The organism is Chromohalobacter moromii, from assembly GCF_023091865.1.
Lineage (GTDB): Bacteria > Pseudomonadota > Gammaproteobacteria > Pseudomonadales > Halomonadaceae > Chromohalobacter > Chromohalobacter moromii.
Genome location: NZ_JAHXDI010000002.1, coordinates 409,761 through 424,022, shown reverse-complemented (window position 1 = coordinate 424,022; position 14,262 = coordinate 409,761). Strand labels below are relative to the sequence as shown.

Annotated in this window: 15 protein-coding genes; 10 read left to right on the top strand and 5 right to left on the bottom strand. The window is 62.8% G+C overall.

The annotated features are described in order from the left end of the window. Positions 1-7 precede the first annotated feature (7 nt). Positions 8-343, bottom strand: coding sequence for an exopolysaccharide biosynthesis protein (locus KZO83_RS16430; RefSeq protein ID WP_075368145.1), 336 nt, complete (start codon positions 341-343; stop codon positions 8-10). A gap of 23 nt (positions 344-366) precedes the next feature. Between KZO83_RS16430 and hemN the strand changes: the two genes are divergently transcribed. Together hemN and KZO83_RS08510 are read left to right on the top strand one after the other, a co-directional pair. Beyond that, positions 367-1,755, top strand: coding sequence for an oxygen-independent coproporphyrinogen III oxidase (gene hemN, locus KZO83_RS08515; protein WP_075368146.1), 1,389 nt, complete (start codon positions 367-369; stop codon positions 1,753-1,755). A 3-nt stretch (positions 1,756-1,758) separates the two neighbouring features. Further along, positions 1,759-2,232 (top strand): hypothetical protein, encoded by a 474-nt coding sequence (locus KZO83_RS08510; protein ID WP_075368147.1) that lies wholly within the window; start codon positions 1,759-1,761, stop codon positions 2,230-2,232. A gap of 44 nt (positions 2,233-2,276) precedes the next feature. Here the strand turns inward: KZO83_RS08510 and KZO83_RS08505 are convergent, their stop codons facing one another. The 3 genes from KZO83_RS08505 to ubiT all read right to left on the bottom strand — a co-directional run bounded on the left by KZO83_RS08505 (position 2,277) and on the right by ubiT (position 4,516). Continuing rightward, complete coding sequence (locus tag KZO83_RS08505; protein WP_247620462.1) at positions 2,277-3,464, bottom strand: NnrS family protein; 1,188 nt, start codon at positions 3,462-3,464, stop codon at positions 2,277-2,279. Beyond that, positions 3,465-3,890 (bottom strand): hypothetical protein, encoded by a 426-nt coding sequence (locus tag KZO83_RS16505; protein WP_442867475.1) that lies wholly within the window; start codon positions 3,888-3,890, stop codon positions 3,465-3,467. It lies immediately after the preceding gene. Between the two features lie 107 nt (positions 3,891-3,997). Next, positions 3,998-4,516: a ubiquinone anaerobic biosynthesis accessory factor UbiT gene (gene ubiT, locus KZO83_RS08495; protein WP_178999295.1), complete on the bottom strand. Its 519-nt coding sequence runs from the start codon at positions 4,514-4,516 to the stop codon at positions 3,998-4,000. A 325-nt stretch (positions 4,517-4,841) separates the two neighbouring features. Between ubiT and KZO83_RS08490 the strand changes: the two genes are divergently transcribed. Both KZO83_RS08490 and KZO83_RS08485 read left to right on the top strand, forming a co-directional pair. Then, positions 4,842-5,024: a hypothetical protein gene (locus KZO83_RS08490; RefSeq protein WP_247620461.1), complete on the top strand. Its 183-nt coding sequence runs from the start codon at positions 4,842-4,844 to the stop codon at positions 5,022-5,024. Then, complete coding sequence (locus KZO83_RS08485; protein WP_247620460.1) at positions 4,963-5,691, top strand: CZB domain-containing protein; 729 nt, start codon at positions 4,963-4,965, stop codon at positions 5,689-5,691. The genes KZO83_RS08490 and KZO83_RS08485 overlap by 62 nt, the downstream gene beginning before the upstream one ends. A 45-nt stretch (positions 5,692-5,736) precedes the next feature. Here KZO83_RS08485 and norR read toward each other — a convergent pair whose 3' ends face one another. Next, positions 5,737-7,272 (bottom strand): nitric oxide reductase transcriptional regulator NorR, encoded by a 1,536-nt coding sequence (gene norR / locus KZO83_RS08480; protein WP_247620459.1) that lies wholly within the window; start codon positions 7,270-7,272, stop codon positions 5,737-5,739. 184 nt (positions 7,273-7,456) lie between these two features. Here norR and KZO83_RS08475 point away from each other — a divergent pair, with 184 nt between their 5' ends. The 6 genes from KZO83_RS08475 to ubiU all read left to right on the top strand — a co-directional run bounded on the left by KZO83_RS08475 (position 7,457) and on the right by ubiU (position 14,256). Beyond that, positions 7,457-7,933: a hemerythrin domain-containing protein gene (locus tag KZO83_RS08475; RefSeq protein ID WP_245846339.1), complete on the top strand. Its 477-nt coding sequence runs from the start codon at positions 7,457-7,459 to the stop codon at positions 7,931-7,933. Continuing rightward, the gene (locus KZO83_RS08470) at positions 7,926-10,217 is read left to right on the top strand and encodes a nitric-oxide reductase large subunit (RefSeq protein ID WP_178999293.1); all 2,292 of its coding nucleotides are present in this window, start codon (positions 7,926-7,928) and stop codon (positions 10,215-10,217) included. Before KZO83_RS08475 ends, KZO83_RS08470 begins: the two co-directional genes overlap by 8 nt. A gap of 246 nt (positions 10,218-10,463) precedes the next feature. Next, the gene (locus KZO83_RS08465; RefSeq protein ID WP_178999292.1) at positions 10,464-12,194 is read left to right on the top strand and encodes a ribonucleoside triphosphate reductase; all 1,731 of its coding nucleotides are present in this window, start codon (positions 10,464-10,466) and stop codon (positions 12,192-12,194) included. A gap of 31 nt (positions 12,195-12,225) precedes the next feature. Next, positions 12,226-12,387 carry an anaerobic ribonucleoside-triphosphate reductase gene (nrdD, locus tag KZO83_RS16365; RefSeq protein WP_075368156.1) on the top strand — a complete coding sequence of 54 codons (162 nt, stop codon included), beginning with the start codon at positions 12,226-12,228 and terminating at the stop codon, positions 12,385-12,387. A 47-nt stretch (positions 12,388-12,434) separates the two neighbouring features. After that, positions 12,435-13,160, top strand: a complete 726-nt coding sequence (locus KZO83_RS08460; protein ID WP_178999291.1) for an anaerobic ribonucleoside-triphosphate reductase activating protein — start codon at positions 12,435-12,437, stop codon at positions 13,158-13,160. Between the two features lie 100 nt (positions 13,161-13,260). Further along, positions 13,261-14,256 carry a ubiquinone anaerobic biosynthesis protein UbiU gene (gene ubiU, locus KZO83_RS08455; protein WP_247620458.1) on the top strand — a complete coding sequence of 332 codons (996 nt, stop codon included), beginning with the start codon at positions 13,261-13,263 and terminating at the stop codon, positions 14,254-14,256. Positions 14,257-14,262: the final 6 nt, after the last annotated feature.

Genomic DNA, 14,262 nt, shown 5'->3' with positions numbered 1-14,262 from the left:
TGCCATATCACAGCAGGGCGTATGCCACGCCGCCGACCGTCCCCCCGGTGAGGATCAGCGCCAGCAGCGCCCAGAGTCCATCATTGGCCATCAGCGACAAGCCGAACATCATCAAGGCCAGCCCCGCGCCATTGGCCGAGAAAGGCACCACTTCCATCAGCGGCATGGCCAGGGCGATGAGAAAGCAGAAAAGCGCCACGAGGCAGGTGCCGGTGCGCTGGCAGACCTTCCCGCTCAAGCCGACACTTTGCGGTTGCCTTTGAGCGCTGACGATTCGTTCGATCGCCTCGAAAATGATCGAAAGCAACTTCCGTGACAGCAAGACCTCGTATAGTGCACTCATCACTCCCTTCTGGTGACATGACCATGAGTCAAACACAGGTCTTCGACCGTGCCCTGGTCAACAAGTACGACTTCCCCGGGCCACGTTACACTTCCTATCCGACTGCACCGCAGTTCCACGAGTCCTTCGCGCTGGACGACTACCGGCAAGCCACCGAGATGAGCAACGGCGACCCGTTACCCAAGCCCCTGTCGGTCTATGTCCATATTCCGTTCTGCATGAGCCTGTGCTACTACTGCGCCTGCAACAAGATCATTACCCAGAAGACCGAGAAAGCAGCCGAGTACCTTGGTTATCTGAAGCGCGAGATCGCCCTGCATGCCGAACTGTTCGACGCCGACCGTCGGTTGACCCAACTCCACCTGGGCGGCGGCACACCGACCTACTTCACCGACGAACAGCTTACCGAGCTGATGGATGCCTTGCGCCAGGCGTTTCGCGTCGATACCCGCAGCGCCTACGAATTTTCCGTGGAAGTCGACCCACGCACGGTCACGCCCGAGCGAGTTCACGGCCTGCGCCAACTAGGCTTCAACCGTTTGAGCTTCGGCGTTCAGGATTTCGATCCTGACGTGCAGGCCGCCGTCAATCGCATCCAGAGCGAAGGCCAGGTTCGCGCTCTGGTCGAGGCAGCCCGCGAGGCCGACTTCGATTCGATCAGCGTCGACCTGATCTATGGCCTGCCGCTGCAAACCGTAGAGAGCTTCGATACCACCCTGGCCAAGATTATCGATATTCGGCCAGATCGCATCGCTGCCTACAGCTATGCCCACCTGCCCAGCATGTTCAAGGCTCAGCGCCTGATTCGCCCGGAGCACATGCCGCCGCCGGAGCGCAAGCTGGAACTGCTCGAGCTGACCATCCAGCGCCTGACCGCTGCGGGGTACGTCTACATCGGGATGGATCACTTCGCGCTGCCCGATGACGAACTGGCCCTAGCCCGCCGGAACGGCACGTTGCAACGCAACTTCCAAGGCTACTCCACACATGCCGACTGCGATTTGATCGGCCTGGGTGTCTCCGCCATCGGCAAGGTAGCCGACAGCTACAGTCAGAATACCAAGACGCTTTCTCGGTACTATGCCTGCCTCGATGCCGGCCGCCTGCCGGTCGAGCGCGGCTACCAACTCAATGACGACGACCGTCTGCGCCGTGATGTAATCATGGCCCTGATGTGCCATGGTCACATCGACATGGCCCATTTCGAGTACCGGTACAATATCGAATTCGCCCACTATTTCGCCGACTCGCTGGATCAGCTGTCCAGGCATATCGCCGATGGCCTGGTGGCGATCGAGGGAGGTGCAGTGAGGCTATTGCCCCGGGGGAAACTGATGATGCGCAGCGTAGCCATGGCCTTCGACGCCTACTTGGGCGAGGGCCAGCGCGGCCTGTTTTCGAGAACCGTGTGACACATGGAATACTACTTTCTGGCCCGGGTCGTGCATGTGCTGGCCGTCGTGCTATGGATCGGCGGCGTAGCGATGGTGACCACCGTCCTGCTACCGGCAGTGAAGCGCTTCAAAAGCGATACGGAGCGCGTGGCATTCTTCGAGAAAGTGGAAGCACGCTTTGCCTGGCAGGCACGCATCACCACGCTGCTGGCGGGACTCAGTGGTTTCTACATGCTGGATGTCGTCGGCTGGCAGCGCCTGACGATGATCGAGTACTGGTGGATTCACGCCATGATCGTGGTGTGGCTGATCTTCACGCTGATGCTGTTCGTGTTCGAGCCGCTATTCCTGCACCGCTGGCTCCATGCACGCGCCGAACGCGCCCCCGGATCCACGTTTCGGCTCGTCCAGGGGCTGCACTGGTTCCTGCTCGTCATCAGCCTGATTACGATCGCGGGGGCGGTGGCAGGTAGCCACGGCTGGTTCTGGATATGAACATCCCAGACGGCAATGGGTTTCACCATATTCCGAGCTTGCATTCAGCCGGGGCGCCCGTCAGCGCGTGGTCGGCTCAGAATCGGCCAGTAGATAAGCACGAAAAGTAGAAAAGCAACCACCCAGGCCACTGCCGAGACGGTGAGCGCAGGATAGGCCAGTTGCGGCACGAAGGCCGCAATCACTCGCACCGCCCCCGCAGTGATGACAGCGATATAGATCCATATCGCCAAACGCGGCAGACGCATTGGCCGCCCCGTATGCCCCACCGCTACACGGGTCATCACGCCCAGTATCAAGGTACCGCCTGCTCCGGCCCCCATCGCGTGCATCCAGACACTGGGAGATAGCGCCAACCAAGGCGTCATCGCCTTGAGAAGCAGGGCAACGACAATCCAGGCCATGGCAAAGTGAAGAATCCATATGAGGGGCTCCCCCGAGGCCTTCCAACCCCGCCAGGCATGGAGTCGCCAACCATTGACGAGTGCGGCGAACAATGCCATGAGACTAGCCAGCACAGGAAAAGGCATCGCCAGGTCGACCGGCACCATAGCGACCATACTCCAGAAGGCCGCACGATCCAGCGCCTCCGAGCGTCTCACCTGGGTGGGATCCTTGCCCTGCATGCGTAGCCAGTTGGCAGTGAACGCCGGTGTGATCCGACCGCCGATTACGACCATGATCGTGGCAATCAAATCCAGCGCCAGGACTTCACCCAGCCGCCCCCCGATAAGCCAAAGCCCACTGAACCCCAGGTGCATTGCGAGGTTGGCTCCGGTGAGTAGAGAGAGCAGCGCAACCAGCACCAGGTTGCGGTAATTGCCGTGGCGCAGCAGCACTTGTGCGACATATGCCGCCATTGCCGGCAAGAAGGCCAGATCGATCGCCGCGATCAGCCACAGCGGCAGCCAGCCCGACAGCCACATTGCTACCCGCCCAGCTGTCCACAACAAAATCAACGCCAGCAGACCGCCACCCTTCAGAGGTGGCGCTCCCGTCCAGTTGCACATGGCGGTGAGCAAAAACCCTGCGATGGCTGCCGGCATCATGCCGAAGAGCAGCTCATGCGCATGCCACTGGACCGGATTCACACCCAGCGGCAGGGGCAGCCCGCCGAACAGGAAGGCAGTCCATGCCGCTACCAAGCTTGCCGCGTAGAGCGCGGTGAGCAGGAAGAAGGGCCGGAACGCATAGGCGAGCAGCACGGGCCCGTCGTTATGGCGGAAGCTCACTTAAACACCCTCTTTCAATAGCATTGCCCGAATACGGCCGATGGTCTTCATCGGGTTCAATCCTTCAGGACAGACCCACTTGCAGTTACCGACCTGGCGACAACGAAAGACACTGAAAGGATCCTCGGGACTCTGCAGACGCTCTCCCGCCTCGATACGTCGCCCGCCGAGCGTTACCGGGCAGGTGGCAATACGCCGATTGGACATCAAGGGCGCATCCATACGCAGGATCTCCCCCTCCGCCGGTAGCGCGTCGACCAGCTTGTCGGCAATATCACTGTAAAGAGGCTCGAAATCGCGCATGGGGCCCGGCGCGAAGTAGGGTTCGATCAGGCGCCGGAAGCGGGCATGCTCCGGCGGGTCCATGGCATTGGGTACGGCTTCGGCGCGGGGATCCCAGTCCTGGTGGGGAGAATACTCGCTCATTCTGTCTCCTTCGGGCACCGGCCCCGAGGTTACCGGGCCCAGTGCCATGATCTAGGCGGGGGTAAGGCCATCAGGCCAGAACGAGAACGCAGACGTCTTGACTTCAATCAGGAAAGCCTATCCTCTCCCCCTGGCGTCTCCGGAGACGTCCGGGATGACTGGGCACCGCGATCGTGACGCACCAGCCGCTCCAGGCGTTCCAGCCACTTGCCCAGGCGGCCCTGAGCAAGCCCTTCCTCGCGACCGTCGAGCAGATTCTTGACCGTCAGACCCAACTCGGTGTCGCCTTCGATCAGCAGGCGGCGCTGGAAGAACAAGGCATCGGGATCTTCGTGGCGGTTCGCCAGGCACAGGAACTCACGCCAACCACCACGAATGGTCGCCTCGCCGGCCTCGCGGCAAAGCACCAGCCGCCCTGCTTCCAACCCCAGGGTCAGTACCGCATCCAACTCCTCGACCCTCAGCGTGATGCGGCGTCCGTCGAGGGCATCGAACTCGCCTTCGACCAGCGGCTCGGCGAAAGTTCGGTTGAGCAACGGCTCGACCAAGCGACGCTTGAGTGCCAGCGGAGCTCCATGATCGAGAGCCCGCAACAGAAGCAACGGTGGCGGTAACGACAATGGCATGGTGACCCTCCTCAACGATCGGTAGCCACCCATCATGCCACTGAAGCAACACCGCAAGCCTGACTGATATCAAGGTTGTCGCACGTCTTCCCGATGGCGAAAGCCGTTGTCTCTTGTCCCGCCTCTTCTCCGTCCATCACTGGTCCATCATGGGCAAACCATCGATATCGTTCAGGTTCTCACGACCATGGAGACGGTCATCATCACCTCATTACACCGGGTAAAATCGACCTACTCCGTATTAATTATCGAAAGATCAAACAGTTAAAGTTGGCACGCTTCCTGCCATAGAGAGGTACACGCGTTACCACAGGAGCACGCCACCATGACCCTTCTCGCCTTTCGCCATGGCAGATCTCGTCAACACACCGAAAGCGCACATACCGAAACGCTGCGTGCCGAGCGCGACCGACTTCAAGCTCGCATCGAGGCGGCACGGGCCGGCGATGCGGGGCGCGGTTTCGCCGTGGTGGCCCGAGGTACGCCAGCTCGCCTCGCGCACCAATGATGCCACCGACGAGATTAGCGGGTTCAACGGCAGCATCCTGAGCCAGGCCGACCAGGCCGACCAGGCCGACCAGGTCGACCAGGTCGACCAGGTCGACGGCGTGATGGTCGACAATGCCCGCAAGGCCGAACGTCTGAGCGCCGAAGCCAGCCACGTGATGCAGCGTACCGAGCAACTGTTGGACCTGACCAGTGAAAGCAGCCCGACGCTCTCCTTCTCTGCCATGCTCAGCGAGGTCGAGCTCGCCAACCTGGAGGAGTTGGAAATCAAGCTGGAGGTCTATCGCATTTTCATAGGGATTTCGGACAAGACGGCCGACGACCTGCCCGATGAAACCCAGTGCGCCCTGGGCCGCTGGTACTACGAGGGAAAGGGTAGCCAGCAGTTCTACAGCGACAAGGACTTTCAAGCGCTGGAAGTCCCGCATCGCGAAGTCCACCAACAAGCCATCGACGCCGTGACGCATCATCAGGAAGGACGCATGGACGACGCGATGGCAGCCCTGTCGCGGATGGAGTCCGCCAACCTGGATGTCATGAAACGACTGCGCTATATCATGCGCAAATATCGCCCGGATACGCAGCAGACGATGTTACCCGAGGCCGAAAACTTGCCCGAGGCGACCGAGGCGTCCGCCCTACCGCCCGCCCGAGCCTCGCTTCTGTGAAACGTGTAATGGGGAGAGGCAGGCACCAAAATAGCTAACGCCCGATTACTTTATCCCCAAGCGGCGCGCCAACTTATGTAGATTGCTGGCATCGACCTTGAGCAGCCGCGCCGCCGCCGACCAATTGCCGCCCGTACGCTCTAGGGCGTGACGAATGGCGTGACGCTGGCTGCGCGTCACGCTGTCGTACAGCGATTCCGCCGGGGTATCCCGGCGCGATGTCACCGCCGCCTCCGAAGCCGTCATAGTCGAGAAGGTGGAAACGGCCAGCGGCAGGTCGAGCAGCTCGGGCTCCAGCGTGACGATATCCTCGCGGCGCGCGCCCTGGCTGAGTGCCTTGATCACCGCCCGGCTGATGACGTGTTCGAGTTCGCGGACATTGCCCGGCCAGTCGTAGCCGCACAGCGCATCCTCGGCGTCGGGCGATAATCGCAGGCTGTGTACCCCCAGGCGGGCTCGATTGAGTTCGAGAAAATGGCCGGCCAATATCAGTACGTCGTTGCCCCGCTCACGCAACGGTGGAATCGGCACCGGATAAACCGAGAGCCTGTGATAGAGGTCGGCGCGAAAATGACCGGCGCGCACGCTGTCGTGCAGATTGCGGTTGGTGGCGGCGATGACGCGCACATCGACATGGCGCGGTTCGTCTTCGCCCAAGCGCTGGATCTCGCCATTTTGCAGGGTCCGCAGCAGCTTGGCCTGGATAGCGAGTGGCAATTCGCCGACCTCATCGAGAAGCAGCGTGCCGCCGTCCGCTGCTTCGAAGCGCCCCGCGCGGGCGCTGCCCGCCCCCGAGAAGGCACCCTTCACATGACCGAACAGCTCGCTCTCGGCCAACGACTCCGGCAACGCCGCACAGTTGACCTGAATCAGCGGGCGCTGCCGACGTCGAGAATGCTGGTGCAGATAGCGTGAGAATAGCTCCTTGCCGACCCCGGTCTCGCCCGTGAGCAGCACGGGCAGTTCGGAATCCGCCACCACTTCAAGCTCATCCAGTAACTGACGAATGGTGGGACCTTGCCCAATGATCTCGCCCTCCTGACGTTCACTGATGTCCTTGGCGGCATCGCTTCGCGACAGGCGCAGGCGACGCACGTCCTGCTCCAGACGCGTCAAGCGCACGGCAGCCTCGACCAGCAAGGTGAAACGCTGCAGGTCACTGTGGGCACGTTCGTCGAAGGTTCCGGGGGTGAGCGCGTCCAGGGTCAATGCCCCCCACAGGTTGCCCTCGACATACAGGCTGATGCCCATGCAATCGTGCACCGGCAAGGGGGCACCGATGTGATTGTCAACCAGGCCATCGTAAGGATCGGGCAGGGTCGAATCAGGTGGAAAGGCCACCGTCTCTCGCTGGGCGAGGATCGCCGTCAGGCGTGGATGCTGAGCCACGATGAAGCGCCGCCCCAACACCTCGCGCGTCAGCCCCTCGACCGCCACCGGGCATAACGCCTCGCTGTCGAGACGTAAAAGGCCTACCGCCCCGCAGCGGAAGTATTCGCGCAGCGTCTTCACCAGGCGTTGCAGGCGTACCGCACTGGGCAATTCAGCGGTGAGATCGGCAAGCACGGTTTCTTCCAGCATGGGTAGGCTCCTGAGCGCTCATAATGACACCACGGGTATTCGCCACCATGGCCTGGTCATTATTACCCCGACATCGCTGGGTCGAATTGACCTCAATCAACGTTCCTCGAGTCAAATCAACCGGTTAAAGATTGGCATGCAACCTGCAATGAAGGAGCGTCATTTACCGTTACAGGAGCACGCCATGACGCTTTCGGAGCGATCTCCCAGCGAACTGATCGATCATATCCTGGCCCGTTATCACGCCATCCATCGCCAGCAGCTGCCCGAACTCATCCGCCTGGCGCGGCGCGTCGAACAGGTCCATGACACGCATGTCCAGTGCCCCCGCGGCCTGGCCGATCACCTCGAAGAGCTGCATCAGGCACTGGAAAGCCATATGCAAAAGGAAGAGAGCGTGCTGTTCCCGAGGATCAAGCGTGGCGGCACCGCCCGTGGCCCCATTGCCGTCATGCGTTTCGAGCATGACGAACACCATGAAGCGCTGGATCAGGTGATGGTGCTGACGCGCGATCTCCAGGCGCCCGCGGACGCCTGCACGACTTGGCGTGCGCTATACGACGGTTTGCGCGAATTCCGCGAGGACCTGGTCCAACACATGCAGCTGGAAAACGACGTCCTGTTCGAACAGGCCTTGGTGCAGGAGGCTCGGCATGGCTAATTACCGCAAGCTCTGGGGCCTGCTGCTGATCGTCCTGGGCGTCACCTTCGCCTTGCTGGGCTTTTTCGGCAAGGAGGTCTACCGCCAGGCGCCCCCGATCCCCGACCAAGTGGTGGCGACGAATGGCGAACTCTTGATGACCGAAGACGACATCCTCGACGGCCAGACCGCCTGGCAGTCCGTCGGCGGCATGCAGCTCGGCTCGATCTGGGGACATGGCGCCTATCAGGCCCCCGACTGGACGGCCGACTGGCTGCATCGCGAGCTGATGGCCTGGCTGGAACTGGCTGCCGAGGAGACCTATAGCGCGTCCTACGCCTCTCTGAGTCCGAGCGAGCAAAACCAGCTCGAGTTCGAACTCAAACAGGCGTATCGCACCAATACCCTGGATGCCACCAGCGACACGGTGACCGTCTCCGAGCGACGCGCCCGGGCCATGGCCCAGACCGCCGACTACTATAGCCGCCTGTTCAGCGACGATCCCGCGCTACAGAGCACTCGCGAAAGCTACGCCATGAAGGAGGATACGCTGCCCAGTGCCGCGCGCCGCGAGCAGTTGACCCACTTCTTCTTCTGGACGGCCTGGGCGGCCGCCACCGAGCGCCCGGGAAGCGTGGCGACCTATACCAACAACTGGCCGCACGAGCCGCTGATCGACAACGTTCCCACGGCGGAAAACATCTTCTGGTCGCTGGCCAGCGTGGTGCTGCTGATCGCCGGTATCGGCCTGTTGATCTGGACCTGGGCGTTCCTGCACAAGGAGAACGCGGCCGAACCCGAGCCCCCCATCAAGGATCCGCTGACCGGCATCGCGCTGACACCATCGCAGCGGGCGCTGGGCAAATACCTGCTGCTGGTGGTCGGCCTGTTCGTCTTCCAGGTGTTCGTGGGCGGCGCCACCGCACATTACACCATCGAAGGCCAGAGCTTCTACGGCATCGAGCTGTCCCGCTGGTTCCCCTATACGCTGCTGCGTACCTGGCATATCCAGAGTGCGCTGTTCTGGATCGCCACCGGCTTCCTCGCCGCCGGCCTGTTCCTCGCCCCGATCATCAATGGCGGCAAGGATCCGAAGTACCAGAAGCTGGGCGTGGACATCCTGTTCTGGGCATTGATCGTCGTGGTCGCCGGCTCCTTCATCGGCAACTACCTGGCGATCGCCCAGGTCATGCCCGCGGACCTCAACTTCTGGCTGGGCCATCAGGGCTATGAGTACGTCGACCTGGGCCGCCTGTGGCAGATCGGCAAGTTCACCGGCATCGCCTTCTGGCTGGTGTTGATGCTGCGCGGCATCGTGCCCGCCCTGCGTCGGCCCGGCGACAGGCACCTGCTGGCCCTGCTGACCGCCTCGGTGGCCTGCATCGGCCTGTTCTACGGCGCCGGCTTCTTCTATGGCGAGCGTACGCATCTGTCGGTGATGGAGTACTGGCGCTGGTGGATCGTCCACCTGTGGGTGGAAGGCTTCTTCGAGGTGTTCGCGACCACCGCGCTGGCCTTCATCTTCTGCACCATGGGGCTGGTCTCCCGCCGCATCGCCACCACCGCCAGCCTGGCCTCGGCCTCGCTGTTCATGCTCGGCGGCATTCCAGGTACCTTCCACCATCTGTACTTCGCCGGCACCACTACGCCGGTCATGGCGGTCGGCGCCACCTTCAGCGCCCTGGAAGTCGTGCCGCTGGTGGTGCTCGGCTACGAAGCCTGGGAGCACTGGCGCCTCAGGCAGCGTGCCCCCTGGATGGAGAACGTCAAGTGGCCGCTGCTGTTCTTCGTCGGCGTGGCGTTCTGGAACATGCTCGGCGCCGGGGTATTCGGCTTCATGATCAACCCGCCGATCGCGCTGTACTATATACAGGGACTCAACACCACGCCGACCCACGCCCACGCCGCCCTGTTCGGCGTCTACGGCTTTCTGGCACTGGGCTTCACCCTGCTGGTGCTGCGCTACATCAGGCCGGGCCTAGTATTCAACGACCGCTTGATGAAGGTCGGCTTCTGCTGCCTCAACGCCGGCCTGGCACTGATGCTGTTCACCAGCCTGCTGCCGGTGGGTGTGATCCAGTTCATTGCCAGCGCCAGCGAGGGCTTGTGGTACGCCCGCAGCGAAGCCTTCATGCAACAGCCACTGCTGGAGACACTGCGCTGGATCCGCACCGTCGGAGATGTGGTGTTCATCGTCGGCGCCCTGGCCGTGGCCTGGCAGGTCGTCTCCGCCTTGTGCGGGCGCGCACGGCGTCAGTCGACCGAGAGCGCCGACAGCGAGGCCAAGGGCAGCGTTGCGACCTGATACTCCCTAACCCCTACCGCATCGACTCAAAGGATGGCCCTTGCGGTCATCCTTTCTTCGTGCTGCGCGGTGGTGTCAGGCTCCCCCCGGTCGACCTGGCCCCGGCAGCCCCGTTCAGGCGGGTATCACCACCGATTGTCCTTTTCCTGATCTGCATCATGTCTTTTCAACTCTGGGGCGCCTACGCTTGAAAACACATCATGTAGTGCATTTTAAAAATATCAATACCATATATGGGAGCAACCGGTGACAAGTCCCTCCGTGCAGCGCCATCACACCATCGACGTCGCCTCGACCGTCAACGAATACCTGCAACGCGCCGATTGGCGCATCAATGCCAACGCCAACCAGGGCTACTCCCTGGGCGGGCTGATTCTCAACGCCTCGGGCAAGCTGATCGCCAACTACTGGCTCAACGAGATCTATCCTGCTGTGGTGGGTGCAGCGCACCGCCAGGGCGACCTGCACATCCACGATCTGGATATGCTCAGCGGCTACTGTGCCGGCTGGTCACTGCGCAACCTGCTTGCGGAGGGTTTCAACGGCGTGCCGGGACGGGCCGAAAGCGCACCGCCCAAGCATCTATCCAGCGCCCTGGGCCAAATGGTCAACTTCCTTGGCACCCTGCAGAACGAATGGGCCGGCGCCCAGGCGTTCAGCTCCTACGATACCTACCTGGCGCCCTTCGTACGCAAGGACCGGCTCGACTATCCAGCAGTGAAACAAGCGGTGCAGGAGTTCATCTACAACCTCAACGTGCCGTCGCGCTGGGGCAGCCAGACACCCTTCACCAACCTCACCTTCGACTGGATCTGCCCGCAGGACCTACGCGATCAGGTTCCGGTCATCGGCGGCGAAGAGCAGCCCTTCACCTATGGCGAGCTGCAGGCCGAGATGGATCTTCTCAACCGCGCCTACCTGGAAGTGATGGAGGAGGGCGACTGCCGCGGCCGGGTCTTCACCTTCCCGATCCCCACCTACAACATCACCGCGGATTTCGACTGGGAGAGCGGCAACGCCGAGCGGCTCTTCGCGCTGACCGCCAAGTACGGTCTTCCCTACTTCCAGAACTTCCTCAACTCTGACCTGGAGCCGCACATGGTGCGCTCCATGTGCTGCCGGCTGCAGCTCGACCTCAGCGAACTGCTCAAACGCGGTAACGGCCTGTTCGGCAGCGCCGAGCAGACCGGCTCGCTGGGCGTGGTGACGATCAACTGCGCGCGCCTGGGGCACCGCTTCGCCGATGACAAGGCGGGGCTCCTCAAAGAGCTGGACCGACTGCTGGAACTGGGCCGCGACAGCCTGGAGATCAAGCGCGAGTGCATCCAGCGGTGGATGGACGACGGCCTATACCCCTACAGCCAGCGCTACCTGGGCACGCTGCGCAACCACTTCTCGACGCTGGGTGTGAACGGCCTCAACGAGATGGTGCGCAACTTCAGCGCCGACCGCTTCGATATCGCCGCCCCGGAAGGTCAGCAACTGGCCCTGGAACTGCTGGATCACGTCCGCGAGCGGATGCGCGAGTTCCAGGAAAGCACCGGCCACCTCTACAACCTGGAGGCGACCCCGGCCGAGGGCACTACCCATCGTTTCGCCAGGGAAGACCGGAAACGCTTTTCCGGCATTCTCCAGGCCGGTACGCCAGAGGCCCCCTACTACACCAACTCCAGCCAGCTGCCGGTGGGGTTCACCGACGACCCCTTCGAGGCGCTGCTCCACCAGGATCCGCTGCAAACCCGCTATACCGGCGGCACCGTGCTGCATCTCTACATGCGCGAGAAACTTTCCTCGGCACGGGCCTGCAAGCAACTGGTGCACACCGCCCTGTCACGTTTCCGGCTGCCTTACCTCACCGTGACACCGACCTTCTCGATCTGTCCGGTACACGGCTATCTGGCCGGTGAACACGAGTTCTGCCCGAAGTGCGACGACGCGCTTCTGGCCAGACAGGCCTCGGCTGCCGAGAAAGCCTGAGGTCATTCCCTCAGCGTAAAAGGAGCATCACATGAACCCTACCATCGAGAACCTGCCCACCGAACAGCGCCAACGCTGCGAGGTCTGGACTCGCGTGATGGGATACCATCGCCCGGTCAGCCAGTTCAACCGCGGCAAGCAGTCCGAACACCGCGAGCGTCGCCACTTCAGCGAGCGCGCCGCCTCCTTCTGAACCCACCACGATGCCGGGCGCCCACAGGCGCCCGGCCGGGATAGGCCATGACCGACACCGATACTCACCGGCCACGGCTGCCCGTGGCCGGCCTCACGCCCATGACCACCCTGGACTACCCCGACCACCTGTCCTGTGTGATCTTTCTGCAGGGCTGCCCGCTGCGTTGTGGCTACTGCCATAACCCGCAGATGCTCGAACCGCGCAAGGCCACCCCCGAGGAGTGGGCCAAGATCGAGGCGTTTCTCGAACGCCGCCAGGGCCTGCTGGAAGCCGTCGTGTTCAGCGGTGGCGAGCCCACGCTGCATGCCGGCCTTCCCGCAGCCGCCGAGCGGGCCCGCGCCCTGGGCTTCAAGGTGGGGCTGCATACCGCCGGGGTCTATCCACGGCGCTTGCAGGCACTGTTGCCCTGGCTCGACTGGGTGGGACTGGACGTCAAGGGAGCCGACGCCGATTTCGACCGCATCGTCGGTCGCCCCGGCATGGCTGCCGTCCATGAGCGCAGCCTGGCATTGCTGCTGGAGAGCGGCATTCCCTTCGAGTGCCGCACCACGGTGCATTGGCGCGATTTCGACCTGGCGAGCCTGCAGCGGCTGGCGCTCGATCTCGCCGAACGCGGCGTCGCTCGCTATGCCATCCAGTTGGCGCGCACGGGACAGTGCCTGAACCCCAGCTATGCCACCCCACCGCCACGACGCCCTGACGGCGAGGCCCTGGAATCGCTACTCACGACGCTACGCCCCACCTTCGAAAGGCTCGAACTGCGCGACTGAGCCATCATTCACGAACCACACTTCGCCATGACCAGAATCAACAGTCGACGTCGAATACGCGACTAGAATGGTCGGGCTTTGAAACCATGAGGAGAGCGACATGGAACTCGTCTGCCCGGCTGGCAACTTGCCCGCCCTGAAACGGGCCGTGGACGAAGGCGCCGATGCCGTCTATTTCGGCTTCCAGAACGCCACCAACGCCCGACAGTTCGCCGGCCTCAACTTCACCGACAAGCGCGCTCGCGAGGGTATCGACTACGCTCATGCCCGTAGTACGCGGATGTTCTGCGCCATCAACACTTATCCGCAGCCCGACGGCTGGGTGCAGTGGACCCGCGCCGTGGATCAGGCCACCGAACTCGGCGTCGACGCGCTGATCCTGGCCGACATGGGGCTACTCGACTACGCTGCCCGGCGCCATCCCGACATGGCCCGCCACCTCTCGGTACAGGGCTCGGCCACCAGCCATGAGGCGCTACGCTTCTATCACGACCAGTTCGGCATCACACGCGCCGTGCTGCCACGGGTACTCTCCATCACCCAAGTGCGCGACCTGGCCAGGCAGAGCCCGGTGGAGCTCGAGGTATTCGCCTTCGGCAGCCTGTGCATCATGGCCGAGGGGCGCTGCTATCTCTCCTCCTACCTCACCGGGGAATCGCCCAACACCCGCGGGGTCTGCTCGCCGGCGGCCCATGTGCGCTGGGAGGAAACCACCGAGGGGCTCGAGTCGCGCTTGAACGGCGTGCTGATCGACCGCTACGGCGAGGGTGAGCGGGCCGGTTACCCCACCCTGTGCAAGGGGCGCTTCGAGGTGGGCGGCGAGACCTACCATGCCATCGAAGAGCCCACCAGCCTCAACACTCTGGAACTGTTGCCGGAGCTTGCCGAGCTGGGCATCAGTGCGGTGAAGATCGAGGGGCGCCAACGCAGCCCCGCCTACGTTTCGAAGGTCGCCGATATCTGGCGTCAGGCGCTCGACCGCCTCGAACGCACCCCCGAGCGCTTCCATCCCGATCCCGCCTGGGTAGCCGGTCTCGGCGAAGTCTCCGAGGGCGCGACCACCACCCTGGGCGCCTACGAACGCAGTTGGAAATAGGAGAGA

Excerpts from the sequence above, each read along its gene's own strand:
- KZO83_RS08470 (WP_178999293.1), top strand. The coding sequence starts at position 7,926 with ATGGCTAATTACCGCAAGCTCTGGGGCCTGCTGCTGATCGTCCTGGGC.
- KZO83_RS08485 (WP_247620460.1), top strand. The coding sequence starts at position 4,963 with ATGCGGGGCGCGGTTTCGCCGTGGTGGCCCGAGGTACGCCAGCTCGCC.
- KZO83_RS08475 (WP_245846339.1), top strand. The coding sequence starts at position 7,457 with ATGACGCTTTCGGAGCGATCTCCCAGCGAACTGATCGATCATATCCTG.
- nrdD (WP_075368156.1), top strand. The coding sequence starts at position 12,226 with ATGAACCCTACCATCGAGAACCTGCCCACCGAACAGCGCCAACGCTGC.
- hemN (WP_075368146.1), top strand. The coding sequence starts at position 367 with ATGAGTCAAACACAGGTCTTCGACCGTGCCCTGGTCAACAAGTACGAC.
- KZO83_RS16430 (WP_075368145.1), bottom strand. The coding sequence starts at position 343 with ATGAGTGCACTATACGAGGTCTTGCTGTCACGGAAGTTGCTTTCGATC.
- KZO83_RS16505 (WP_442867475.1), bottom strand. The coding sequence starts at position 3,890 with ATGAGCGAGTATTCTCCCCACCAGGACTGGGATCCCCGCGCCGAAGCC.
- KZO83_RS08490 (WP_247620461.1), top strand. The coding sequence starts at position 4,842 with ATGACCCTTCTCGCCTTTCGCCATGGCAGATCTCGTCAACACACCGAA.
- ubiU (WP_247620458.1), top strand. The coding sequence starts at position 13,261 with ATGGAACTCGTCTGCCCGGCTGGCAACTTGCCCGCCCTGAAACGGGCC.
- ubiT (WP_178999295.1), bottom strand. The coding sequence starts at position 4,516 with ATGCCATTGTCGTTACCGCCACCGTTGCTTCTGTTGCGGGCTCTCGAT.
- norR (WP_247620459.1), bottom strand. The coding sequence starts at position 7,272 with ATGCTGGAAGAAACCGTGCTTGCCGATCTCACCGCTGAATTGCCCAGT.
- KZO83_RS08510 (WP_075368147.1), top strand. The coding sequence starts at position 1,759 with ATGGAATACTACTTTCTGGCCCGGGTCGTGCATGTGCTGGCCGTCGTG.
- KZO83_RS08460 (WP_178999291.1), top strand. The coding sequence starts at position 12,435 with ATGACCGACACCGATACTCACCGGCCACGGCTGCCCGTGGCCGGCCTC.